This is a genomic window from Caecibacteroides pullorum, assembly GCF_019239235.1.
Classification (GTDB): domain Bacteria; phylum Bacteroidota; class Bacteroidia; order Bacteroidales; family Bacteroidaceae; genus Bacteroides; species Bacteroides pullorum.
On the sequence record NZ_JAAZTS010000008.1, the window covers coordinates 15389 to 39943 of the forward strand.

At 46.6% G+C, this 24555-nt stretch carries 18 protein-coding genes; 11 read left to right on the top strand and 7 right to left on the bottom strand.

Features of this window, described 5'->3' with window-relative positions:
- The first annotated feature begins 117 nt into the window (after positions 1-117).
- Genes HF894_RS07230 through HF894_RS07250 form a run of 5 tightly spaced genes read left to right on the top strand, consistent with a single transcriptional unit; the run spans position 118 to position 8423 of the window.
- Positions 118-2277 (top strand): alpha-N-acetylglucosaminidase, encoded by a 2160-nt coding sequence (locus tag HF894_RS07230; RefSeq protein WP_204971515.1) that lies wholly within the window; start codon positions 118-120, stop codon positions 2275-2277.
- Positions 2278-2295: 18 nt separating this feature from the next.
- Positions 2296-3381, top strand: a complete 1086-nt coding sequence (locus tag HF894_RS07235; RefSeq protein ID WP_204971516.1) for an acyltransferase family protein — start codon at positions 2296-2298, stop codon at positions 3379-3381.
- Positions 3382-3383: 2 nt separating this feature from the next.
- Complete coding sequence (locus HF894_RS07240; protein ID WP_204971561.1) at positions 3384-5696, top strand: GH92 family glycosyl hydrolase; 2313 nt, start codon at positions 3384-3386, stop codon at positions 5694-5696.
- Between the two features lie 32 nt (positions 5697-5728).
- Positions 5729-7138, top strand: a complete 1410-nt coding sequence (locus HF894_RS07245) for a glycoside hydrolase family 28 protein (protein ID WP_204971517.1) — start codon at positions 5729-5731, stop codon at positions 7136-7138.
- Positions 7139-7163: 25 nt separating this feature from the next.
- A complete protein-coding gene (locus tag HF894_RS07250) occupies positions 7164-8423 on the top strand; it encodes a histidine-type phosphatase (protein ID WP_204971518.1) in 1260 nt (419 codons plus the stop codon).
- 77 nt (positions 8424-8500) lie between these two features.
- Here HF894_RS07250 and HF894_RS07255 read toward each other — a convergent pair whose 3' ends face one another.
- The 6 genes from HF894_RS07255 to HF894_RS07280 all read right to left on the bottom strand — a co-directional run bounded on the left by HF894_RS07255 (position 8501) and on the right by HF894_RS07280 (position 18626).
- Complete coding sequence (locus HF894_RS07255; RefSeq protein ID WP_204971519.1) at positions 8501-9043, bottom strand: hypothetical protein; 543 nt, start codon at positions 9041-9043, stop codon at positions 8501-8503.
- 15 nt (positions 9044-9058) lie between these two features.
- A complete protein-coding gene (locus HF894_RS07260; RefSeq protein WP_204971520.1) occupies positions 9059-11350 on the bottom strand; it encodes a GH92 family glycosyl hydrolase in 2292 nt (763 codons plus the stop codon).
- Between the two features lie 175 nt (positions 11351-11525).
- Positions 11526-13199: a RagB/SusD family nutrient uptake outer membrane protein gene (locus HF894_RS07265; protein WP_204971521.1), complete on the bottom strand. Its 1674-nt coding sequence runs from the start codon at positions 13197-13199 to the stop codon at positions 11526-11528.
- Between the two features lie 25 nt (positions 13200-13224).
- A complete protein-coding gene (locus tag HF894_RS07270) occupies positions 13225-16239 on the bottom strand; it encodes a SusC/RagA family TonB-linked outer membrane protein (protein ID WP_204971522.1) in 3015 nt (1004 codons plus the stop codon).
- 699 nt (positions 16240-16938) lie between these two features.
- Positions 16939-17625, bottom strand: a complete 687-nt coding sequence (gene radC, locus HF894_RS07275) for a RadC family protein (RefSeq protein WP_204971562.1) — start codon at positions 17623-17625, stop codon at positions 16939-16941.
- Between the two features lie 11 nt (positions 17626-17636).
- Complete coding sequence (locus HF894_RS07280) at positions 17637-18626, bottom strand: glycosyltransferase (protein ID WP_204971523.1); 990 nt, start codon at positions 18624-18626, stop codon at positions 17637-17639.
- A gap of 144 nt (positions 18627-18770) precedes the next feature.
- Here HF894_RS07280 and HF894_RS07285 point away from each other — a divergent pair, with 144 nt between their 5' ends.
- Both HF894_RS07285 and HF894_RS07290 read left to right on the top strand, forming a co-directional pair.
- Positions 18771-18923 carry a hypothetical protein gene (locus HF894_RS07285; RefSeq protein ID WP_204968620.1) on the top strand — a complete coding sequence of 51 codons (153 nt, stop codon included), beginning with the start codon at positions 18771-18773 and terminating at the stop codon, positions 18921-18923.
- 57 nt (positions 18924-18980) lie between these two features.
- On the top strand, positions 18981-20555 hold the full coding sequence (locus tag HF894_RS07290) for a beta-N-acetylhexosaminidase (RefSeq protein ID WP_204971524.1): 1575 nt from the start codon (positions 18981-18983) through the stop codon (positions 20553-20555).
- Between the two features lie 88 nt (positions 20556-20643).
- Here the strand turns inward: HF894_RS07290 and efp are convergent, their stop codons facing one another.
- On the bottom strand, positions 20644-21210 hold the full coding sequence (gene efp / locus HF894_RS07295; RefSeq protein ID WP_021846607.1) for an elongation factor P: 567 nt from the start codon (positions 21208-21210) through the stop codon (positions 20644-20646).
- A 189-nt stretch (positions 21211-21399) separates the two neighbouring features.
- Here efp and rpmH point away from each other — a divergent pair, with 189 nt between their 5' ends.
- The 4 genes from rpmH to HF894_RS07315 all read left to right on the top strand — a co-directional run bounded on the left by rpmH (position 21400) and on the right by HF894_RS07315 (position 24545).
- Positions 21400-21561 carry a 50S ribosomal protein L34 gene (rpmH, locus tag HF894_RS07300; protein WP_004292199.1) on the top strand — a complete coding sequence of 54 codons (162 nt, stop codon included), beginning with the start codon at positions 21400-21402 and terminating at the stop codon, positions 21559-21561.
- 283 nt (positions 21562-21844) lie between these two features.
- On the top strand, positions 21845-22483 hold the full coding sequence (locus tag HF894_RS07305; protein ID WP_021846604.1) for a PASTA domain-containing protein: 639 nt from the start codon (positions 21845-21847) through the stop codon (positions 22481-22483).
- 8 nt (positions 22484-22491) lie between these two features.
- Positions 22492-23574: an RluA family pseudouridine synthase gene (locus HF894_RS07310; protein WP_204971525.1), complete on the top strand. Its 1083-nt coding sequence runs from the start codon at positions 22492-22494 to the stop codon at positions 23572-23574.
- Positions 23571-24545 carry a D-alanine--D-alanine ligase gene (locus HF894_RS07315; RefSeq protein WP_075318020.1) on the top strand — a complete coding sequence of 325 codons (975 nt, stop codon included), beginning with the start codon at positions 23571-23573 and terminating at the stop codon, positions 24543-24545. Before HF894_RS07310 ends, HF894_RS07315 begins: the two co-directional genes overlap by 4 nt.
- The last annotated feature ends 10 nt before the right edge of the window (positions 24546-24555 follow it).

Here is a 24555-nt window from a genome sequence, read left to right on the forward strand (position 1 = left end):
GGAGGCCATTTGTCTTTTCAGGTTGCAGACTGGACTATATTCTTCCTAAACTTTTCTATTTTCCACTTATAGCTAGATGAAAGTCTCTATATTTGTTGCATAAATAGAAATAGTATCATGAAGAACAAAATCAGTTTACTTATCCTGTTAATATCCGTGTGGAGTGTTCAATTGTTTGCAAATCCTATTGATGGGTTGCTTGAAAGGATAGATAAGGGAGCGTCGCACAAGTTTGTCATTGAATTGAAGAAAGGTGACAAAGATTTTTTTGAATTAGACCAGAAGGGTAAGAAGGTTGTGGTACGTGGTAATACTTATGTTAATATTGCTACGGGACTCAACTGGTATCTGAAATATTATGCTGGCATTCATCTTACCTGGAACGGTATGCAGGCTAAGTTGCCTGATGTGCTGCCACCTGTTGAAGAAAAACTGCGCAAGGAGACGGATTTGAGTTTGCGTTACGATTTCAATTATTGTACCTATTCTTATTCCATGGCTTTCTGGGATTGGGAACGCTGGGAGAAAGAAATCGACTGGATGGCTCTGCATGGTATCAACTTGCCTTTAGCGGCTGTCGGTATGGAGTGCGTGTGGCGTAACATGCTTCTGAAGTTGGGTTATAGCAGCGATGAGGTGAATCGCTTCATTGCCGGTCCGGCTTTTCTGGCTTGGTGGGCCATGAATAATTTGGAAGGTTGGGGAGGCCCCAATCCCGATAGTTGGTACACCCAACAGGAGGCCTTGCAAAAGAAAATCCTGAAACGAATGAAAGAATACGGCATTAAGCCTGTTTTCCCTGGTTATAGCGGTATGGTACCTCACGATGCCGATGAAAAGATGGGGCTTGATATTGAGAAACCGGAATTGTGGAATGGATTCGTTCGCCCAGCTTTCCTACAACCTACCGATCCTCGTTATAGCGAAATAGCTTCTCTTTATTATAGTGAGCAGCAGAAACTTTTCGGCAAGGCTGACTATTATTCCATGGACCCTTTCCATGAATTGGAGAACGCTCACGAAGTGGATTTCGATGCGGCAGGAAAGGCTGTAATGGCCGAAATGAAGAAAGTGAATCCAAAGGCTGTTTGGGTGGTACAGGGATGGACGGAAAATCCTCGTCCGGAAATGATTAAGAACCTGAACAATGGTGATTTGCTTATCTTGGACCTCTTCAGTGAATGTCGTCCGATGTGGGGTATTCCTTCCATCTGGAAACGTGACAACGGATATGAACAGCACGACTGGTTGTTCTGCATGCTCGAGAACTTTGGTGGCAATGTAGGCCTGCACGGGCGTATGGATCAGTTGCTCAATAACTTCTATCTGACTAAGAATAATCCGTTGGCAGCCCATCTGAAGGGTATTGGCTTGACGATGGAAGGTTCGGAAAATAATCCAGTGATGTTTGAACTGATGTGTGAGTTGCCTTGGCGACCCCAGAAGTTTACCAAAGAAGAATGGCTGAAGGATTATGTCTATGCTCGTTATGGTGTACGCGATGCCAAGATTGAGCAGGCTTGGATGATTTTGGCTAATTCGATCTATAACTGTCCTTTCGGTAACAATCAACAGGGACCTCATGAGTCCATCTTCTGCGGACGTCCCACGCTGAACAACTTCCAGGCCAGCAGTTGGTCGAAGATGCAAAATTATTATGACCCCACCGTGACGGCCGAAGCAGCTGCCCTGATGGTGGAAGTGGCCGACAAGTATCGTGGCAATAATAATTTTGAATATGACTTGGTCGATATGGTACGTCAGGCCATATCCGATGAGGCTCGTATTGTCTATAACCGTACGGTGGCCGATTTCAAGAGCTTCGACAAGCGAAGTTTTGCCCGCGACTCCAAACGTTTTCTCGACCTGTTGCTGATGCAGGACAGCTTATTGGGTACGCGTAGTGAATTCCGTGTAGGCCGCTGGATTCAGCAGGCCCGCAAATTGGGTACTACACCCGAAGAGAAAGACCTTTATGAATGGAATGCTCGTGTGCAGATTACTACTTGGGGCAACCGTACCTGTGCCGACGATGGTGGCTTGCGCGATTATGCCCATAAGGAGTGGAACGGTATCCTGCGTGACTTCTACTATATGCGTTGGGCTGCCTATTGGAAGACTTTGCAGGACCAACTGGATGGCAAACCTGAAGTGAAATTGGATTATTATGCCATGGAGGAACCTTGGACATTGGCTAAAAATCCCTACACAGCCGAGGCCGAAGGAGATTGCATTGAGTTGGCCAAGAAAGCCATCAAACTGGTACAGAATGATTAATATGTAAAGGGAATAGTCATGACGGAGGTTTTACCGAAGAAAAGATTGCTGTCACTCGATGTGCTACGAGGGATTACCGTGGCTGGAATGATTGTGGTGAATAATGCGGGAGGACGCCTGTCGTACGACTCGTTGCGCCATTCGGCATGGAATGGTATGACACCCTGTGACTTGGTATTTCCTTTCTTCCTGTTCATCATGGGAATATCGACCTACATTGCTCTCCGTAAATTCCGTTTTGAGCCGTCGGGGGCTGTCGTGTGGAAGATACTGAAGCGCACTTTACTCATCCTGTTGATTGGTATTGCCATCCATTGGTTCGACCATATCTGTGAGGGCGATTTTCTGCCTTTTGCCTATTTGAGATTGACAGGCGTATTACAGCGTATTGCCCTTTGCTATTGTGCCGCTTCTTTTTTGGCTTTGTATGTCCCCCATAAATGGATGGGGTGGATAGCGGGAATACTGTTGGTAGGATATGGTATCTTTTTGTTGATGGCTAATGGGTATGTGCCTGACGAAACCAACTTGCTTTCCGTGATTGACCGTGCTGTGTTGGGCGTCGGCCATCTGTATCAGAAGAGCCCTATTGACCCTGAAGGGCTGTTCAGTACTCTGCCCTCCATAGCTCATACCTTGATAGGCTTTTGTTGTGGGCGTTTAATCATGGAGGCCGATACACTAGAAAAGAAAATTGTCAGACTTTTTGTAGTGGGTTTCTTGATGATGTCTGTCGGTTTCCTGTTGACCGAGGCTTTTCCGCTTAACAAGCGTATCTGGTCGCCTACATTTGCCTTGACTACTTGCGGCTTGGCGGCTATGTTCCAGGCTATGTTAATGTACTTTATTGACTATAAAGATAAACGGCGTTGGTGTCGTTTTTTTGAATTGTTCGGTGTTAACCCATTGTTTTTGTATGTGCTGAGTGAAGTCCTTGCTATTGTGATTGGCGTTACAGGTGTCAAGCCGCCAGTTTATGATATGATACATTCGTTGGTGGCCAATCCTTATTTGGCTTCTGCTGTCTATTCGTTGTTGTTCATGTTGCTGATGGCAGCAGCGGGTTATCCGTTGTATAAGAAGAAAATATATATAAAGTTATGAGAATGTCTGTGATTGCAGCAATAGGGTTGTTCGTGTTCTGTCTGTGCTTCCATGCTGGTTGTACTGATGTTCCTGTTGGAACATCGTATCTGTCATACGTGGATACACGAGTGGGAACAGCTGCCAGTACAACAAGGACAGCTGGTATGTTCGGCAAGAATACCGAAGAATACGGACAGACTTTACCTGCTGTTCTCGAGCCTAACGGCATGAATTTTTGGATACCTCAGACCCGCGATTCCGAAAAGAAGTGTATCGCTCCCTATTATTATCGTGACAGTCTTTTTCAGGGGTTTCGCAATTCTCATTGGATTGTGGGTGGTTGTACGCAGGACTATGGTTCTATGACGTTGATGCCGTTATATGGCACTTTGCGTTGTCAGGCTGAGGCTCGTGCTACACGTTTTTCCCATGCTGATGAAGTGGCTACGCCTGCCTATTATGCTGTCACTTTGCCTGATGAAGATATTCAAGCTGAATTGACGGCCCGTTCGCGTACAGCCATTTTTCGTTTTACCTATCAGAAGGCAGGTAAAGCCTATCTGGTGGTCACTCCTAACAGTGATGAAGGTCTAGGTTCCGTGCATATCGATACGGTGAACGGTCGTATTTATGGTTGTAACCCCGTGCATCGCATTTATCAAGGTTGGGGAGAACCGGCTGGATTCAGTGGTCATTTTGTGGTCGAACTTCAGAAAAAGATAAGCGGTTATGGAACCTTTGCGACAGATTCATTGTTTGATGCTTCTTTGGAATTGAATGGGCGTCAGGGAGTGGGAGCTTATTTGGCTTTCGAGGTGAAAGCAGGAGAAGAGGTGTTGGTGAAGGCTGCTTCGTCTTTTGTGGACGAGAACGGTGCGGAACAGAATTTGCAGGCAGAAATACCCCATTGGAACTTTGAACAGGTGCGCTGTGAATTGACGGATATTTGGGAGCAGCGTTTTAATCTCGTTCAGGTGGAGACTGATAACGAAGAAGCATTGGCCAAGTTCTACGGAGCCTTTTATCGGGCTAGCTTCCTGCCACGTACGTTTAACGATGTGGACGGTCGCTATCCAGCTTTCGCAACCGGAACTCCAATAATGCAGGCAAAAAAGGGACAGACTTATTACGATGACTACAGCCTGTGGGATACGTATCGGGCCTTGCATCCACTGGTCAATCTGATTACTCCTCAAAAGGGAGGTGAGATGATGCAATCGTTGGTCTGCAAGTATGAGCAAGGTGGCTGGATGCCCATTTTCCCCTGTTGGAACAGTTATACATCAGCCATGATTGGTGACCATGTGGCGTCGGTAGTAGCCGACGCATGGAGCAAGGGGATACGGAACTTTGATATCAATAAAGCATACGAGGGACTACGGAAGAATGCATTTGAATGTCCTGCCTTTTTGGAAGAATATCGTAATGGGATGGGACGGCGTGCGCTCGACTCTTATTTAAAGTTTGGCTATATTCCTTTGGAAGACAGTGTGCCTGATGCGTTCCATACCTGCGAGCAGGTATCGCGCACCTTGGAGTATGCTTATGATGATTTTGCGTTGGCACAAATTGCTGCTGCTTTAGGGAAGGAGGATGACTATAATGCTTTGGTGGAGCGTGCCCGTAATTATCGTCACGTCATTGATCCCCGTACCGGTTATGTCCAAGGACGCCGGGCTGACGGTACTTTCCTGGATGAGAACAATGCATTCCGTTTTACACGCTTTATTACCGAAGGTGCTCCTTGTCATTATACGTGGTATGTGCCTCAAGACCCATACGGCCTAATGGAAAAAATGGGAGGCAAGGATTGTTATGTTGCCAAGCTTGATTCAATGTTTTCTGAGGGCCGTTATTGGCATGGTAATGAACCTTGCCATCAGGTAGCTTTCATGTTTAACTATGCTGGGCAACCATGGAAAACGCAACGGGTTATCCGCCATATTATGGATACGGAATATCATAATACCCCTGGTGGATTGGCCGGAAACGATGATGCAGGACAAATGTCGGCTTGGTATATGTTTGCAGCTATGGGTTTCTATCCTGTTTGTCCGGGTACGCCCTATTATATGTTGGCGAGTCCTTCTTTTCCGTCCGTTACGCTCTGTCCGGAAAGAGGCCGGCCGTTTACTATTCAGGCTAGAGGGACTTCGGAGCAGAATATTTATATCCAGCGTGCTACATTGAACGGACAGCCTTATCTCAAAAACTACCTGGATCATGCCGACATTGTGAAAGGTGGCACGTTGGAACTGGAGATGGGGCCTGAACCCAATCGGGAGTGGGGTAGTTTGCCGAAGGATTGTCCACCAGAAGTAATAAGAAGGTAATTGAAGATTGATCATTAATCATTATTATAGATATGAGAATTAAATACATCTTTTTCGTTTTCTGTTGTTTGTTGCTAGCTGCCTGCGGTGGACAAAAGCAGACAGGTAACGTATTCAATATTATGGACTTTGGTGCAGCTGGCGATGGGAAGACTGATGATGCGATTGCTATTCAAGCTGCTATTGACGCCTGTGCACAGGCTGGTGGCGGACAGGTGCTAGTGCCTGCTGGGCATACTTTCTTGTGTAGCCCCTTCAAACTGGCATCGTTTGTGGAACTGCACTTGGAAGCCAATTCACGCCTGTTGGCCAACCCCGATGAGTCTGTCTATACAGAAAGTGCTTTTCGCGAGAACCGTGGAGAAGGTATGATGTGGATTAGTGGAAAGAATCTGGAGCAGGTTTCTATTACTGGGATGGGAACCATCGACGGTAATGGTGTAGCTTTTATGGGTAAGGAATTGGAAGATTCGTATGAACTGAAGCCGGTGACAGACTTCGATCCACGTCCTCATGTGTTGACGCTGGAAGCCATCGACCGACTGGTTATCCGTGATATTACTCTTTGCAACAGTCCCTATTGGACTGTGCATCTTATCGGATGTAAGGATGCAGTGATAGAGGGTATTAGTATCCGTAATAACCTGAAGATACGTAACGGTGACGGTATTGATGTGGATCACTCGCGGCATGTCCGCATAGCCAACTGCTACATCGAGTCGGGCGACGATTGTATCTGCCTGAAAAACCGTCGTGAGTTTGAGGAATACGGCTCTTGTGAAGATGTAGTGGTGACCAACTGTACGATGGTTTCCCGCTCTTGTGCCATCAAGATCGGTTCTGAGAATATGGATGTTATCAATAATGTTTTATTTAATAATTGCATCATTCGTGATAGTAACCGTGGCATTGGCATTCAGAATCGTGATGAAGGTACTGTAACGAATGTTGTGTTTGACAATATGATTGTAGATTGTCGTCTATGGTCAGATGTGTGGTGGGGAAAGGCTGAGCCAATTTATGTTACTTCTTATCCTCGTGCCGTGGGTAATCATAAGGATGCGGGCTGGCGTTTTCCAAAAGGAGCTACTGAAGGACGGTGTGGTGAAGTGAGCCGTATCTGGTTTTCCAATGTGAAGTGCATCAGTGAAAATGGTGTGTTTGTCGGTGGTGATGTGCCCGGTAAGGTGAACCATATTTATTTTGACGATATTGATATTCAATTGTTAAAACGAACGGATTATCCGGGAGGTGTATACGACAAACGACCTTGTGTGGGTGAAGGTTTTGTGAACGACAAGGTTTATGGCTTTTATATTGATACGGTCAGTGATATTTATATCAATAATCCTCGCCTGAAGTGGGGAGACACCCGTCCTGTGGCGGCTTCCGGGGAGCTGCTGAAGCAGAAGGCTTCGACAAACGTCGTTGTGGCCCGATAAAATATACTTTAATTTCTGATATGTTATGAACAGAATAGTTGTCTTACTATATGTATGCGTGTGTGCAGTGGGGATGGCCACTGCACAACTAAAGCCCACCAACGAAGAACTGGGGAGTATTTATTTTGCCTATCCGACACCGGCTGTTGTTCAGACTCCGCCTCCTGCTGGTTTTGAGGCATTTTACATCTCGCACTACGGGCGACATGGTTCCCGTTGGCGTACCGATGATGTGCATTACAAGCGTGTGGTCGATGTGTTCGATTCACTGGCTACCGTGCATGCACTTACGACGTTGGGCGAAGATGTACGTGGCCGTTTGCATCGCGTGTGGGAAGATGCTCGTGGACGTAGCGGCAATATTACGCCGTTAGGCGAACGTCAGCATCACGATATTGCTTACCGTATGTTTACATCATTTCCGTCGGTATTTGCCGACAGTGCAGTGGTCGATGCCCGCTCGTCCACGTCGTTGCGTTGCGCTATGAGTATGAGCTATTTCACCGAGGCCTTGAAGGAGCAGAATCCCCGCTTGTGTGTCAGTCGCAGGGCTTATCAGTGCTACATGGATTACATCGCCCATACATCGTCCGAGGCCGAGGCTTTCTGTTCCGATACGGCGGCGTGGCGTGCCGACTTCCGCCGCTTTGAACGAGAGCAGATACAACCGGAACGTTTCGTGAAGGCTCTGGTCACTTCGCCCGTCCGCATGTCCTATGAGCAGGAACGGAAGCTGATGGAAGATATTTATTGGATTGCCATCGACATGCAGAACTGCGACCATTTGAAGGGTGTCGCTTTCTTTGACCTTTTTACCTACGACGAGCTAATGGCCCTTTGGAAAGTGGTAAACGCCCGTATGTACGTGTGCAATGCCGCCGCTCCGCTCAATGGAGGGCTGATGCCTCGCCAAGCTATTGCCTTGTTACGTAACATTGTGGAGAGTGCCGACAAGGCCATTGCCACCGGGCAGCCTTGCGCCGACCTTCGCTTTGGGCATGATACTCACCTTATTCGTTTACTTGCTCTGATGGGTGTAGAAGGATGCAACGGGCGTGAAGCAGATATTGAGAAATTCCACTTGGTTTGGCAGGACTATCGTGTTTCACCGATGGCAGCTAACCTGCAACTTATTTTCTTTCGCAATGCAGCAGGCGATGTGCTTGTGAAGCTGCTCCATAATGAACATGAAGTGCACCTGCCTCTTGTTGCTGTTGAAGGACCTTATTATAATTGGAATGAATTACGCCGTTACTTTATAGGATTGCTGGACAACGTTGACTGATATTTTTAGGCACGGATTGTATGGAAATCACAGAATAAAAGACATCTGTGAGGATCTGTACAATCCGTGCCTAAGATTTATTTGTTGATTTCCACCCGCCAGTTTATTTCAAGCGGATTGTTCTGCATACTCCATACGAGGGGAAGGGAGGGATTGTCGAGTATCCACATTTCGCTGCCTTCCAGTGTGTCACGTACGTGCAGCAGGGCAAAGCCTGCGGCGTGCTCATCACTATCCATTAGTTCGTATTCCGTATGATTGTAGGCGAAGCGTTGTCGTGCTTTGAGGTTGCGGTAGGCTTCCTGCGAAAGGATGTAGGCGGTCTCTTGCTCGGACAGGGTGACATGCCTGCCGTCTTCCGGCATCAGGAAGCTGAGGACAGAACCTTTTTTCACGGCCTGCGGTGTCAGGGTATAGGAACCTTTTTGCCATTTCAGATTGCGCAGGATGCGCCAGTTCAGGACGAAGGCATCATGTTGAGGTGTAAAGGTCATTTCGTACTTGCGTGTCTGTCCGTGCAGCTTGAAGACGAAGAGCAGGGTGTCGGGCAGGGCATTCTGTGCGGCTCCTCCCATGGCAGAGCCCAGCAGGAGCAAAATCATTATTATTTTCTGTTTCATATCTCTTGTCTGATTTTATTTTTCGGGTTTAAACATTTCCTTTCCCCATTCAGAGGGCTTCTGTCCCATTTTCAGTACCAGTGTGCCACCTTCCGTCAAGTCCTTATGGCGTAGGGTGGAGTATGGGTAGTCCTGTCCGTTCAGTGTCACGCTTTGAATGTAGCGGTTCTTCTCCGATAGGCCTTCGGCTACGATGCGAAAATCGTGTCCGTCCTCTAGATGTAAGGTGGTGGTGTGCAGTAGTGGGGTGTTGATTAGGTAATAATCCTGTCCTGCATTTGGGTATAGTCCCATCATGTGGAAGGCTAGCCATGACGACATGGCTCCCGAGTCGTCGTTGCCCGGCAATCCGACAGGGCCGTCATTGTAGCTTTCGGCCAGGATCGTGTGGATACGGTCGCTGCTCTTCCATGGTTTGCTCAGCCAGTGGTAGAGGCAGGGAGTCAGGAACGAAGGTTCATTGTTCACGTTATAGTAGTTGCGTATGAAGAACGTGTCCAGCCGTTGTTCGAAAGCCTGCGGTCCGCCGCATTTCTCAATCAGCCCCGGTACGTCGTGCGGAATGCTCAGCGAGTATTCCCAGGAAGAGGCTTCGTAGAAGAACATGCTCCACCAAGGGGTGTACCAAGGACCTTCGAAGGTCATGGGGGTATAGGCGTATTTCGGCTGCATCACACGACTGTGGCCGTAAGGCAGACTGTCCAGCCATTGACCTTGTGCGTCGCGTGGCATGATGAAGCCCTGTGCCCCACTATGGCGGTAGTCGTCGCGCCACAGATTCTTCCAATTGCCACTCTGTTTCAGGTAGTGCCGGTAAAGTTCTTCTTTACCCAGCCCTTTTGCTACGAGGGCGATAGCATAGTCGCAGTAGCTGTATTCCACGGTTCGGTTGCCTGCGCGGTCGATACCCCAGGGTACGTAACCCAGTTCTAGATATTCGCGTAGGCCGCCACGTCCTTCGGCTTCGTGGTTACTGCCCGGATCTACGGTGGCATCCTTCAGCATAGCTTGTAGTGCCAATTCATAGTCAATACCTTTCAGCCCCTTTACAAAAGCGTCGGCGATGACAATCTCGGCATTTGAGCCTCCTTGTGTTCGTCCGTTGCAGTTGCCGCTGCGAGCGTCGGGCATATAACCGTCTCGTTTGTATATGTTTATCAGTGAGCGTACGATGTCTGCTTCACGTTTGGGGGCTATAAGTGTGATAAGTGGCGATGAAGTACGGTAGGTGTCCCAGATAGCATAGAAGTCATCGTAATAGGGCTCTGGATCACTCCATAACGGGTTTTCGCCTGTGCGGTCTACGGGCATCAGCATGGTGTGGTACAGGCCGGTGTAGAACATTCGTTTGTGGGCTTCGGAGGCTTTTTCGTCAATTTCAATTTTAGAGAAGAGAGCTTCCCATTTTCCCAACAATTCGTTGTGTACTTTCTCGAACGACCAGTGTGTAATTTCGTTGTGTGCGTTGGCTTTGGCTCGTAGACAGCTCAGGAAAGAGATGCCCACCTTGAGTTGCAGTGTGTTGCTGCCTTCGCGGAATCGGAGCAGGGCGCCGGTCTTCTGGTGAGAGTCATATTGGGAACGATCGGCAGTGATGCTGTCACCTTTCCATGTGGCTGTTTCGCTGAAGGGCTGGTCTGTTTCGGCATAGAAATAGACGGTATATGCCCGGCCGTTGTTCCAGCCTCCACGGATGCGTGTGTAGCCGCATACTTCGTGGTCGGAGAGAATTTGTATTTCCGAACCAACGAACTGTTGTGCCTCTCGTGCATCAGGTACAGGGCTTTCTCCCAGAAAGAAACCGGCATCAATAGCCAGTGACTTGTCTGTTTGCGGATAAGTGAAACGGTAGAACGAAGCCCGTTCAGCTGTGGTTATCTCTGTACGGATACCGCTTTGCTTAAAGCGGGTATCATAGTATCCTAATCTGATATTTTCGTATTCGCGGTAGTCTATGTGCTGTGTACGGTCCAGTGCGCCGCAGAAGGGAGCGACCAAAATATTGCCGTACTTAGGGCCACCTCCTGTTCCACTGACGTGTACTTGAGCAAAACCATCCACTCGTACTGGCATGGGTAGCCATCCGCTGTTGGGTGAAGGAGTGCAGTCGGGCGATGGTTTTACCATGCCGAAGGGACATGATGGTCCGATGAATACGCGTCCCAGTCCTTCGGAGCCGATGCGTGGGTCTACATAGCGAGATAAGGGGAATTCCTTCTCATAGTTTTTACTTTCTATTCCTTGAATCGGTAGATTCAAGCTGATACAGCATCCTAAAAGAAGTGTTTTTAAAATATTTCTTTTCATATCAGATAATAGTTATGTCTGTTGTATGTAATACTATGGCAAAGATAGTAAAAAGATAAAAGCCTTGCATTGACATCCGCAGAATGGCATTACTGCGGATGCAATACAAGGCCCCATTTTTAAAACTCTAAATAAAACAATCGCTTGCTTTTACCTTAAAAATGGATATCTGTTATCAATAACCCGGATTCTGTTCCCAGTTGGTGTTGGCGTTTAATACGTCGCGAGCCAATGGCAACAGACGATATTGGGGATTTGAAGCATTAGAATTGAAATCATTTTTAAAGCCCCAGTCGCGTTCGAAGTCTCCAAAACGAATCAAGTCGTTACGGCGCCAGTGCTCGTCGAGGAATTCGCGACCACGCTCGTCCAAAATGTCTTGCAATGAGGGATTGCTTTCAATAAGTGGAGCGTTGACATATGCACGAATCTCGTTGAACAAGCTCATTGGAGTGTCGCCTAATGTAGCTGAACCACCACGGGTAATAGCCTCACACTTCATCAGGATAACGTCTGCATAACGGAAGATAGGCACATCGTTATCTTGGTTACGGCTATACACGTTGTAATCATTGATGTCAGGGAAGAATTTGATAGAGCGATAACCTTGTGTCCAACCTGTTATGTCTGCACCGCAGTTAAGGTCTGCATTAGGAACAATAGGAGGATTGGCTGTGGGGTCATTCTTTAATGTAATAGATTTCGTGAAAGTAATATCTTCATCCTTATAGGTGTTTCGTACATTGGTTGGCATACCAGTTGTATTGTCATACTGATAAACATCAAAAGTAGCCATTCCAATGTTTTCGCCTGTACTACCAGCAATTACATCGTTACGACGGTCACCAGGTAAACAGAACAGTTCAACGAACTCTGGAGTCAGGGTCATATTACCACCTACAGAGTTTGTCATTTCAATACTATAGAAACCATTGCTGTTCTGACCACGGCGCCAAGTACGGAAGCGTGCGTAAGTCATACCTTGTGCCGTAACGGCATCGTAAGGCATAGCATAGATAAAGTCCTTGATTTGCGAGCCGTTGGTATACATGAATTTATCCTTGTAGTCGTCGCTCAAATCAAATTTCCCAGATTCGATAATTCGGTCACAAGCGGCAATACAATCAGTCAGCTTTTCATTTGCTGCATTGGCGTCCCAGCTTGCACTGGTAACATCTTTGGTATAAACATTCCAGTTAATATAGAGTTTTGCTAACAAAGCATCAACCATCCAGCAAGTAGGAGTACCGTAAGTGTCTTCAGAAACATCACTTGGACAATTGTCACGAACAGCCAATAATTCAGATTCAATCCAACGAGCTACATCAGCACGGGGAGAACGGTCAATAGCAGCATTACTGTTGTCAAGCACTTTATAGTCAATGATAGGTGTATCACCCCAGTTATCCATCAGAAGAAAAGTATAGAAAGCGCGTGCAGCACGGATAGGAGCGGTGATTGATACATTTTCTTCCTCTTCCCCTAAGTCCATTAATAGTTGGTTGCAGTTAACAATACCGGCCTGTATGTCGTTAAAAACGGCTAATTGGCTATTGCTGGCATCAGCATCAACCATGTGAAGAGAAATATTTGACATATCACGTCCGTTCAGATAATCACCATCGAAGCTGACTGCGGTATATTCATCAGAGTTGCACGAAATGAGCTCATCGTAACGGCGTCCAAGGGCTCCACGGAAAGCATAATATGCGTTGTTGATGCGTGCACTCAATGCTATTTCAGAGTCTGGATACTCGGTATATTGTGACTTAATGTCTACATCCAAGTCGGTACAGCCGACTGTCGTTAGCGCCAATAAGGCTGCAGAAATAAAATATCTTGTTTTCATATCTTTATGTCTCTTATGTTAAGGGTTAGAAATTTACATTGACACCCACCATAAATGTACGTGTACGTGGATACGTCGTGTTGCGCCAGTCCAAACCCGGGGTCAAACCGCCTAAATACACTTCGGGGTCTAAACCTTTGTAGCTGGTGATGGTGAATACGTTATTGCAGGTGGCGTAGAGGCGCAGATTATTAATCCAGTTGCCTATTTTACCAAAGTTGTAACCCAAAGTTAATGTTGACAAACGGAGATAAGAACCGTTCTCCAGATATCGGTCAGAAGGACGTTGTGCATTAGAGTCGTTGAACTTTTGTTCCGTTGCAATTTCACTTAACGCATTTTTTCCAGCAGCGATCAGACCTACATTGTTATAGTAGTTACGTGTAGCATTATAAATCTTGTTACCTGCTACTCCCTGGAAGAAGGCTGTCAGTGTCCAGTTTTTCCATGTCAGGTCGTTGTTCCATCCGTAAGTCAATTTCGGTTGGGCAGAACCTGTCTTACGACGGTCTTCATCTGTCGGTGCATCTGTGGTTCCTATCAGGTTACCATCAGCATCATAGTCGTTGAAGACAGATACGCCGTTTTCATTGTAACCAGCCCATTCGTAAGTATAGAACTGTCCGATAGGGCAACCCTCCATGATACGTTGAACATTTGTTCCTGAGAAACCGCCAACATCAGGATCAGCCATGTCGATATAAGGTACAGAATAAGTGGCGTTAGTCAGTTTTTCAACTACATTTTTGTTGTGAGACAAGTTAACAGAGGTGCTCCATGTAAAGTTGCGGGTCTGTACTGGAATGGCATTGATGGTAATTTCGATACCTTTGTTGCTGATATCACCCACATTGGCTGTCATTGTTCCAAACGGATAACGGTTGGTAGAAACCGGATAGTCATAAATCAAATCACTAGTACGCTTGTCGTAATATTCGATGGTACCGGTTAAACGATTGTTGAAGAAACCGAAATCCAAGCCGATGTTGAACATACTTGTGCTTTCCCATTTCAGGTCGGGATTAGCATTACGTGTAGCACCTAACGTACGATATTCAGAAGTTGTACCGTCAGGATTTACATAGGTGAACCATCCTGTTGCACCATAGAGCGGACGGGATATGAAAGCATCGAATCCCAAGGAGTTACCGCTGACACCATAACCAATACGTAGTTTCAAATCATCAAAAATATTTTGGTTTTTCATAAATTCTTCTTCAGTGATGCGCCATGCAGCAGATACAGAGGGGAAAGTTGCCCAGCGATTGTTGGCACCGAAAGCAGAAGAACCATCACGGCGAACGGTTGCCTGCAATAGATATTTACTGTTGAAGCTATAGTTGACACGACCATAGAATGAAATCATACGTAACGTAGATAGTGTGTTACTAATGATGTCGCTGATATCCATGTTGTTAGCCATTCCCATATTGTAGTATCCCAAGTCATCATTGTAGAAGTTGTAGACTCTCAGTCCGAAACCGTCGTTGTTGTCGGCTTGTTCCCAAGAATAACCCAGCATGACACCAACCTTGTGTGCATCAGCAAAAGTGTGATCCCAGTTGATGTAAGTTTCCATTTGTTTACGCATATTTTCTACAGTGCTACGGTCGGCTTGACCATGCTTGGAAGCTACTGAAGGCAGCTGAGTTTGTGTCGTATTATAGATGCTATAGATATACTGTTGGTTTTGGTAAGACAGGTTTAAGTTCCAGTCCAAACCATCAATGATGTGCAATGTAGCTTGTGCTGTACCTTGCAAAAGCTTTTCTTTTGTATCGTAACGGTCTTCGTTAACCATTGACAAAGGGTTGTAGTTCTGAGAGATCTGTAAGTTGCTATACCAAGTTCCGTCGGCATTTTTTACAGGGACCAGGGGACTATAGTAGTACATAGCATCCAACACACTACGACCCTGTATATCAGTAGGACCGGTAGAGCTGTTGCGAACACTGGCATTCAAGTTGAGGGCGAGTTCCAAACGGTCGTTTAGAGCTTTGGTCTTTACGTAAGAACGTGCATTCAGACGGTCCATATCAGTGCCCTTTACTACACCTTCACGCTCCATGAAGTTGATAGAAGCACTGTAAGATGTCTTCTTGTTGCCACCATTGATAGATACATTGTGGTTGTGGCTAAAACCTGTGCGGAGGACTTCGTCTTGCCAGTTAGTATTGGCGGGATTGTTGACATCACAATAGGGCGAAAGGTCAATATTGTTGGCATCGGCATAAGCAAGCAGTTCACTGGCGCTCATCATATCCAGCGTTTTCATAGTGTTGTCCCATGCTACGTAACCACTATAGCTTACGTTGGTACGGCCGTCCTGATTGCCTTTTTTGGTAGTGATGATGATTACACCGTTGGCAGCCTTTGAACCGTAGATAGCTGTTGCGGAAGCGTCTCGCAATACGTCAATACTTTCAATGTCCTCAGGAGATACCAGTGAAATGCTTACGCCCGGTACACCGTCAATTACATAATAGGGCTCCATAGCTTCGCCGGTGCGCAGTGAAGATGCACCACGCAGAGAGATTGAAGCAGATCCATTCGGATCACTGGTATTGGCAATAGTCAAACCTGGAACTTTACCTTGCAGCATCTGCGCTGGAGTAGTAATGACACCGATGTTCATGTCTTCAGCCTTTACCGTAGTAATTGAACTGGTTACATCTTTGCGAGTCATGCTACCGTAGCCGATGACTACTACTTCATCCAAAGCCTGAAGATCTTCTTGGAGGGCTACGTCTATGACGTTTTGGTTGACAACCACTTCGCGGGTAGTGAAACCGATGTAGGAAAATGTTAGTGTTTTACCCTTATTCACATTAATGACATATTTTCCATCCACATCTGTGATACTTCCGTTGGTTGTCCCTTTTTCAAGGACGTTTACGCCAGGAAGCGGCATACCGGTTCTGTCTGTTACTTTACCGGTTACTCTGTTTTGTGCAAATGCTAAGGTACTGCTTAGCAGGAACATGACAAAGACTACGCTTTGTATCAATGTCCACCTCTTTTTTAATTGTACATTCAGCATAAAATTAGATTTTTAGTTTGGTGAATTATTATTTGTCTGTACACTATATTTATAATGTTTTTAATGTTAGATTTTCGGTGCAAAGGTACTTGGCATGTGTTACATTAGTGTGACAGAAAGGTTACAAGTATTTTGTAATCTTTTGATAGTCAGATTGTTATATGGAAATGGACATCCCTCATTGCAATCTTCTTCAGACGGAATGATTTGCAAGGAGATTGGCAGATATGGATATTCGTCAGTATGATCGAATATTCTCTTGCGGGTGTAGTTGTTCATACTTGTTTTCATAGACTTTTCAGGTTTTTGGCAAAACTATACTCTTTGTGAATATTGTGGGGGGAATTTTGTACAAAACAGGTGGAATATAGTAAATATCTTTTTCTCCCAGGAGAACGTGAAAATATTAATTGTCTGAAATACACTTATTTGGCGTGAAACTAATTTGAGAAGGTGGAAAAAACATGTTTCATGGCTGTGAAGCTTTATCTTTCACCGTAATTTCCTTATTCGAGGCAGATTATGTGTAATGTGAAAGCGTGAAGTCATTTAGAAGCTATTTTGCGTTTTATTATGTTAGGTGACGGAAGAGTTCATAACGCCTGCCGAATAAATTGATGTTTGGTGATTGTAAACATGAACTTGGTGAACGTAAACATGGACTTGGTGGTCGTAAAGAGGCACTTAACGTCGTTTGTATTATAAATGTCCTTCGTCGTTAAAGCTGAAATAATGTCCATCGGTTATGATGAGGTGGTCGATGAGTCGGATGTTCATAGTTTGTGCGGCACGTTGTACGACTTGTGTCAAGCGAAGGTCGTCATTGCTTGGGCGTACGTTCCCTGAGGGATGATTGTGTATCAGTGCTATTTGTGTAGCTCGTTGGATGAGTGCTTCGCGTAAAATGGCACGGACATCGGCTGTGGTTTGGTCGATACCTCCGCGACTGATACGGACTTTGTCGATAACTTTGCCTGCTTGATTGAGTAACAATACCCAGAATTCTTCAGTCGGTAGGTCGCAAAGCAGGGGATGGAACAAATTATAAATGTCTGTTGAAGCTTTGATACAGAGATGCTCTCCCTGTGCTTGCAGGTTGCGGCGCTTCCCTAGTTCGAGAGCGGCCATAACGGTGATACTTTTGGCCGGCCCCATGCCTTTGAAGCGGGCAAAGTCGCGTACTTCCCATTTGGCCAGCTGGTTCAGGTTGTTGTCGCAAGCCGAAAGGATACGTTGCATCAGGTTTACGGCACTTTCGTCCGTATTGCCGGAGCCGATCAGAATGCCTAGCAGTTCGGCGTCGGTCAGAGCTTCGGCTCCTTTTTGCATCATCTTTTCGCGAGGACGGTCGGATTCAGCCAGTTGTTTGATGGTGAGTTTGTTCATGGTAATTGCTTTCATTTATAAAAGTTCTTTTTGAAAGCTTCAAATTCTCCTTTTTGGTAAATACAACGGTTCCACCATGCACGCCAAAATCCTGTACCATAGCCGATGAGCTGAATGTAGGCGGCAGCAATGGAGTATAAACCTATACGAATGTTCCCGTTTTGGATAGTGGAGTCGATGCAAACGAGGAGTGCATAGGCCAAAAGGGGCAGCAAAGCATAGGGACAGAATATCGCACAGATGAGCAATAGAACGGTACCTAATGTAAAAAGGGCCGGAAGCAGATGTACTAGCTTCAGTGATTCTGGATATTTTTTATAGAGATTGATGCGGGCGATACCTGAATTATGTACCTGTTTGAAGAATTTTTTCAGGTCGGTACGGCGCTTGTGGTATACCCATGCACTTGGAAAGAGACGGCAGCGATAGCCTGCTTTGAAAATACGGATACTGAAATCAATATCTTCGCCAAAACGCATCTTTGAGAAACCTCCCAAAGTCTGATAGACACTGCGTCGCACGCCCATGTTGAAACTGCGGGGATAGAACTTGTCCATTTTCTTCTTGCCTCCTCGGATGCCGCCAGTGGTGAAGAATGAAGTCATCGAATAATTGATGGCTTTTTGAATGTCTGTAAAAGAGGCGTGGGCGCGGTCGGGGCCTCCAAAAGCATCGGCGGGAGAAGATTGCAATTCTTTTTCAACAGCCTCGAAGTAGCCCGGCGGCAGGATACAGTCAGAATCCAATATGATGAGATATTCGCCATGGCTTCGTTCAGCGCCGTAATTACGGGTTTGTCCAGGACCGGAGTTCGGTTTGTTGTAATAGTGGATGTCCAATCGGTCACTATATTTCTCCACGACTTCTTGGCAGGGAATGGACGATCCGTCTTCTACCACTACCACTTCAAAGTCTTTACAAGTTTGTAGGGTGAGGCTTTCTAGCAGTTCGTTCACTTCGTCAGGACGATTATAAACGGGGATGATAACCGAATATTTCATATTGAATAATGATGTTTCTTTGGCAAAGATAACTTTTTCCTTTGGATAAGTATGGGCGCTTGCAAATAAATCTTTATTTTTGTGTATTTCGTTTTAGACACACTGATTAAATGGCTGAATTATCACATGGAAAACTGGAAAGCGATGGCAGAACGTCCTTTTGTTTGGGGATCATTTGTGTGGAATATGTTTGATTTCGGAGCTGCTCATCGTACGGAAGGTGATCGTCCGGGTGTAAACGATAAGGGATTGGTAACTCGCGATCGTAAAATTCGTAAGGATGCCTTCTATTTATAGAAAGCTAATATAGGGTGACTTGGAATGTACGTTGAATACATTGATATATTTGTAGATATGAAAAAGAAACTTTCTGTTATCGTTTGTTTGTGTGGATTTGTCTTGCCTTTGCTGGCGCAGTTTTCATTGCTTCCGACGCCGGCTCACATGCAGGGAGGGAAAGGCGTTTTTATTGTTGGGCAGAATGTCAGAGTTTGTGGTAATGGAGGCTATGCAGACAATTTGTCAAAGGCTTTGGCGGATACGTTGAATCGTCTTTTGGATGTTTCTGCACCCTCTTCTGGTATGATTGTGTTGGAGCAGGATGAGAAGGCGGGGATGCCAGATGAGGCTTATACATTGGTTGTCACTCCTGAGCAAGTGACGCTCCGTTCGTCTTCTGAGTCTGGGCTATATTATGCTAAAGAGGCTTTTGTTCAGCTGGTACGTATGGGAAAGGGACGTGTTCATGCTTGTCGGATCGAAGATGCTCCCCGTTATGGATGGCGTGGGTTTATGTTGGATGAAAGCCGTCACTTTTTTGGCAAGGAGAAGGTCAAGCAGTATTTGGACATCATGGCGTCGCTTCGTATGAACGTATTCCATTGGCATCTGACTGATGAACCCGGATGGCGCATCGAAATCAAACGTTATCCTAAACTAACTACTGAAGGAGCTGTTGGCAATTGGCATGATCCCAAAGCTCCTGCTGCTTATTATACGCAGGAGGATATTCGAGAAATTGTAGCCTATGCGGCCGAACGTCACATTATGATTATTCCTGAATTTGATATGCCAGGGCATGCAACGGCGGTATGTCGTTCTTATCCAGAAATATCGGGTGGTGGTGAAGGAAAGTGGAAGCATTTTACTTTCCATCCGTGTAAGGAAGAAACCTTTGAGTTTATCAGTAACGTATTGGATGAGTTGATTGCTTTGTTCCCTTCACCTTATATACATATTGGAGGAGATGAAGTGCATTTCGGCAATCAAAGCTGGTATACAGATCCGGAAATCCAGCAGTTTATTAAAGATAAGGAGTTGGCTAATGAAGTGGAGCTGGAGCATTATTTCATTCGTCGGGTAGCCGATATGGTCGCTTCCAAAGGGAAAACGATGATTGGTTGGGATGAGATTGTAGATGCAGGAGTTTCGCCTGAAAAGTCGTTGGTTATGTGGTGGCGACATGACCGAAAATATCAGTTGCTTAAGGCTTTGGAGAATGGCTATCGGGTGATTTTGACTCCGCGTCGGCCATTGTATGCTGATTTTGTTCAGTATGGTACTCATAAAGTGGGGCGTATGTGGGGTGGCTATAATCCGATAGAGGATATTTGTCGCTTCCCTGAACCGCTTATGAACCTGTTTCAGGGGTATGAGGAGCAAATATTAGGCCTTCAGTTTAATCTTTGGTCGGAGCGTGTCGCTGATGCCAAGAGGTTGGATTTTATGACTTTTCCTCGTCTGATAGCTGTGGCAGAGTCTGCTTGGACGCCAATTCATGCAAAAGATTGTAGCCTCTTTATGCAAAAGCTGCCATATTATCTTCAGTTGCTGGATGCAAAGGGCATTTATTATTTTAATCCTTTTAATCCGGATGCTACGCCTGAACCAGATTCGCCAGACAAGGATGATCCCTTGAAAAATGGCTAAATGGAAGCTGAATAGAATTGGGGAAATAAAAAATTCCCGCATCTTTTGTTGAAAGAATGCGGGAACAATATATAAGGTTCGTTTATCCTTATGCTTTTACACGTCCTACGTATGAACCGTCACGTGTATCGATTTCAATCATTTCGCCTTCGTTGATGAACAGAGGAACGCGGACGGTTGCACCTGATTCAACAGTAGCGGGTTTCAGTGTATTGGTAGCAGTATCGCCCTTCAGACCCGGTTCAGTGTAAGTGACTTTCATCTGAACTTTGATAGGCATGTCAGCATAAAGTACAGTTTCTGTTGAAGCGTCGGATACTACATCTACAACTTGGCCTTCGAGCAGGAAGTCTACGCCGTTGATGAGGTCGTGGGCGATAGGAATTTGGTCGAAAGTTTCCTGGTTCATGAACATGTAGTCGTCACCTTCCTGATAGAGGTATTGGTAAGGGCGGCGTTCAACGCGTACGTCTTCCAACTTTTCACCGATATTGAAGCGGCGCTCCAGTACGTAGCCGTTTACAACGTCTTTCAGCTTGGTACGCATGAAGGTGTTGCCTTTTCCGGGTTTTACATGCAGGAAGTCGATGCAGAAATACAGCTTGCCGTCCATGCGGATGCAAGTTCCGATTTTAATGTCTTGGGCATTAATCATAATTATCTTCTTGTTTTTATGTTATTAATGTATTCTTTCTCATGCGAAATGCGGTGCAAAATTAATGGAAATCGGTAAAAAACACAAAACTTTTGAGAGAAAATGAGTTATCTCTTGGTTTATTTGAAAAAACTCCCTATTTTTGCAGCCCGAATTCGTGAGAATAATAACGTAAAACAAGATACAGCAATGAAAAGAACATTCCAACCCTCTAACAGAAAGAGAAAAAACAAACATGGTTTCCGTGAGAGAATGGCTACAGCCAATGGCCGCAGAGTATTGGCAGCACGTCGCGCTAAAGGTCGCAAAAAACTGACTGTTTCCGACGAATACAACGGAGTAAAAGCCTAATCTCTTTTCTCTTGTAGAAAATAAGAGAGCCGCAAAAGACAGGAAGTCTGGTCTTTTGCGGCTTTTCTTTTGAAAAGTGTTTTTTTATCTTGAAAGAGCGGGAGCGCGTTGGAAAACTTTGTTTTCATTTGTCTCTCCATTTGCCTTTCACTATCTTTCAATAAGATAGGATGCGGTTCGGCAATACAAAAATAAGCAAGCTTCTTTTTGCATTGCACTCACCTTTCACTATCTTTGCCAAAAAATAGAGGACAATACAGTCTTTCATATAAATGTATGTTTTATGACGATTAAAGAATTCTTTTCCTTTCGGAAAAACGGCCTTTTCTGGGGGAACATCATAGCAATGGTTGTGGTGCTGGCAGGAGTGATATTCGGAGTACTGGCAGCATTGGATGCATATACTCGTCACGGTGAGGCAGTAGTGGTGCCTGATGTGAAAGGACTTAGTCTGGCGGAAGCACAAACTATGTTTGCCGACAGGGGATTGAATTGCGTAGTAGCCGATTCAAGCTATGTAAAAAACTTACCAGCTGGATGTATACTCGATTATAGTCCGACTGCGGGACAACGTGTAAAGGAAGGACGCATGGTGTATTTGACTATTAATGCACTGGATATCCCGTTGCAGGAGGTGCCCGATGTGGCTGACAACAGTTCTGTGCGTCAGGCTGAAGCTCGTTTATTGGCTGCCGGTTTCCGCCTTACCAACAATGACTCTATCCCTGGTGAAAAAGATTGGGTATATGCGGTGAAGTACAGAGGAAACTCTTTAGAAATAGGCGCTAAGGTGCCGATGGGCGCTATTTTGACATTGGTTATCGGTAATGGGGAAGAAGCACCAGCCGATTCTTTGCAAGTCGATTCGTTGGACGTGCCACAAGTACAGGGAGAAGTGTTGGAAGAAGAAGACTGGTTTTGACACGGACTATGAGAGAAGAAGATATAGATATTGACATAGACGACCTGGAGAACGAATGCCCTGACGACGTGGAGCCGGTGGGCGACGAGACCCAGCTCTACGAACATTTCCGCGTGGTGGTGGACAAGGGGCAGGAGATGATGCGTGTGGACAAATATCTCTTCGACCGCATCACCAACTCCTCGCGCAACCGCATCCAGAAGGCGGCCGATGCGGGCTTTGTCATGGCCAACGGCAAGCCCGTGAAGAGCAGCTACAAGGTGAAGCCGTTCGACGTCATTACCGTGATGATGGACCGTCCCCGCTACGACAACGAAGTGGTGCCCGAAGACATCCCGCTGAACGTGGTCTATGAGGACGACTACGTGATGGTGGTCAACAAGCCCGCCGGACTGGTGGTACATCCAGGTCACGGCAACTGGCATGGTACGCTGGTGAACGCCATCGCCTGGCATCTGAAGGACACCAAGGGTTACGATGCCAACGACCCGCACTTGGGCTTGGTGCACCGCATCGACAAGGATACCTCCGGCCTGTTGGTCATTGCCAAGACGGCTGATGCCAAGACCAACCTGGGCTGGCAGTTCTTCCACAAGACTACCAAACGCCGCTACCAGGCCTTGGTATGGGGCAACGTGGAGCAGGATGAGGGTACGGTTGTGGGTAACATCGGCCGCAACCCCAAGGACCGCCTCCAGATGGCTGTCCTGCCCGAGGGCGAAGGCAAGCATGCCGTGACCCACTACCGCGTGCTGGAGCGCTTCGGCTACGTCACGCTCGTCGAGTGTATCCTCGAGACGGGGCGTACGCACCAGATACGTGTGCACATGAAGCACATCGGCCACGTGCTCTTCAACGACGAACGCTACGGCGGCCACGAAATCCTGAAAGGTACACATTTTGCCAAATACAAACAATTTGTAAACAACTGCTTTGACATCTGCCCGCGCCAGGCGCTCCACGCCATGACGCTGGGCTTTGTCCATCCCGTCACTGGCGAGGAAATGTACTTCACTTCCGAACTGCCCGACGACATGACGAACCTCATCGGCAAATGGAGAAGCTACATCAGTAACAGAGAATTAGAATGAAACGTACGATTGCTATTGTGGCCGGAGGAGATACCTCCGAGTATGAAGTTTCCCTGCGCAGCGCACAAGGAATCTACTCCTTCATCGACAAGGAGAAGTACACATTATATATAGTGGGCATGCACGGCCTCGACTGGCACGTGCGGCTCGACGACGGACGTACGCTGCCCGTAGACCGCAACGACTTCAGCTTCCAGCTGGACGGGCAGAAGGTGAAGTTCGACTTCGCCTACATCACCATCCACGGTACGCCGGGCGAGGACGGACGCCTGCAGGGCTACTTCGACATGCTCCGCATCCCGTACTCCTGCTGTGGCGTGCTGGCGGCGGCGCTTACGTATGACAAGTTTGCCTGCAACCAGTATCTGCATGCCTATGGCGTGCGCATTGCTGAGTCGCTCCTTTTGCGTCAGGGACAGACCATTACCGATGACGAAGTGGTGGAGAAGATCGGCCTGCCCTGCTTCATCAAGCCCAGCCTGGGAGGCTCCAGCTTTGGTGTGACCAAGGTAAAGACACGCGAACAGATACAACCCGCCATTGCCAAGGCCTTCGACGAAGCGCAAGAGGTGGTGGTGGAAGCCTTTATGGACGGCACCGAGTTGACCTGCGGTTGCTATAAGACGCGCGACAAGTCGGTGGTCTTCCCCATTACAGAGGTGGTGAGCCACAACGAATACTTCGACTACAAGGCCAAGTACAATGGCGAGTCCGACGAAATCACTCCAGCCCGTATCTCCGACGAGCTGGCCGACCGGGTGAAGAAGCTCACTTCGGCCATCTACGACATTCTGGGAGCACAGGGTATTATCCGTGTAGACTATATTGTGACTGAGGGTGATAAAATCAACCTGCTCGAGGTGAACACCACGCCGGGCATGACGGCCACCAGCTTCATCCCTCAGCAGGTGCGTGCCGCCGGCTTGGACATCAAGGACGTGATGACAGACATTATAGAAAACAAGTTTTAACCTTCCTTAC

Bases quoted from the DNA above. Each gene is read 5' to 3' on its own strand.
- HF894_RS07230 (WP_204971515.1), top strand. From the start codon at position 118: ATGAAGAACAAAATCAGTTTACTTATCCTGTTAATATCCGTGTGGAGT.
- HF894_RS07235 (WP_204971516.1), top strand. From the start codon at position 2,296: ATGACGGAGGTTTTACCGAAGAAAAGATTGCTGTCACTCGATGTGCTA.
- HF894_RS07240 (WP_204971561.1), top strand. From the start codon at position 3,384: ATGTCTGTGATTGCAGCAATAGGGTTGTTCGTGTTCTGTCTGTGCTTC.
- HF894_RS07245 (WP_204971517.1), top strand. From the start codon at position 5,729: ATGAGAATTAAATACATCTTTTTCGTTTTCTGTTGTTTGTTGCTAGCT.
- HF894_RS07250 (WP_204971518.1), top strand. From the start codon at position 7,164: ATGAACAGAATAGTTGTCTTACTATATGTATGCGTGTGTGCAGTGGGG.
- HF894_RS07255 (WP_204971519.1), bottom strand. From the start codon at position 9,043: ATGAAACAGAAAATAATAATGATTTTGCTCCTGCTGGGCTCTGCCATG.
- HF894_RS07260 (WP_204971520.1), bottom strand. From the start codon at position 11,350: ATGAAAAGAAATATTTTAAAAACACTTCTTTTAGGATGCTGTATCAGC.
- HF894_RS07265 (WP_204971521.1), bottom strand. From the start codon at position 13,199: ATGAAAACAAGATATTTTATTTCTGCAGCCTTATTGGCGCTAACGACA.
- HF894_RS07270 (WP_204971522.1), bottom strand. From the start codon at position 16,239: ATGCTGAATGTACAATTAAAAAAGAGGTGGACATTGATACAAAGCGTA.
- radC (WP_204971562.1), bottom strand. From the start codon at position 17,625: ATGAACAAACTCACCATCAAACAACTGGCTGAATCCGACCGTCCTCGC.
- HF894_RS07280 (WP_204971523.1), bottom strand. From the start codon at position 18,626: ATGAAATATTCGGTTATCATCCCCGTTTATAATCGTCCTGACGAAGTG.
- HF894_RS07285 (WP_204968620.1), top strand. From the start codon at position 18,771: ATGGCAGAACGTCCTTTTGTTTGGGGATCATTTGTGTGGAATATGTTT.
- HF894_RS07290 (WP_204971524.1), top strand. From the start codon at position 18,981: ATGAAAAAGAAACTTTCTGTTATCGTTTGTTTGTGTGGATTTGTCTTG.
- efp (WP_021846607.1), bottom strand. From the start codon at position 21,210: ATGATTAATGCCCAAGACATTAAAATCGGAACTTGCATCCGCATGGAC.
- rpmH (WP_004292199.1), top strand. From the start codon at position 21,400: ATGAAAAGAACATTCCAACCCTCTAACAGAAAGAGAAAAAACAAACAT.
- HF894_RS07305 (WP_021846604.1), top strand. From the start codon at position 21,845: ATGACGATTAAAGAATTCTTTTCCTTTCGGAAAAACGGCCTTTTCTGG.
- HF894_RS07310 (WP_204971525.1), top strand. From the start codon at position 22,492: ATGAGAGAAGAAGATATAGATATTGACATAGACGACCTGGAGAACGAA.
- HF894_RS07315 (WP_075318020.1), top strand. From the start codon at position 23,571: ATGAAACGTACGATTGCTATTGTGGCCGGAGGAGATACCTCCGAGTAT.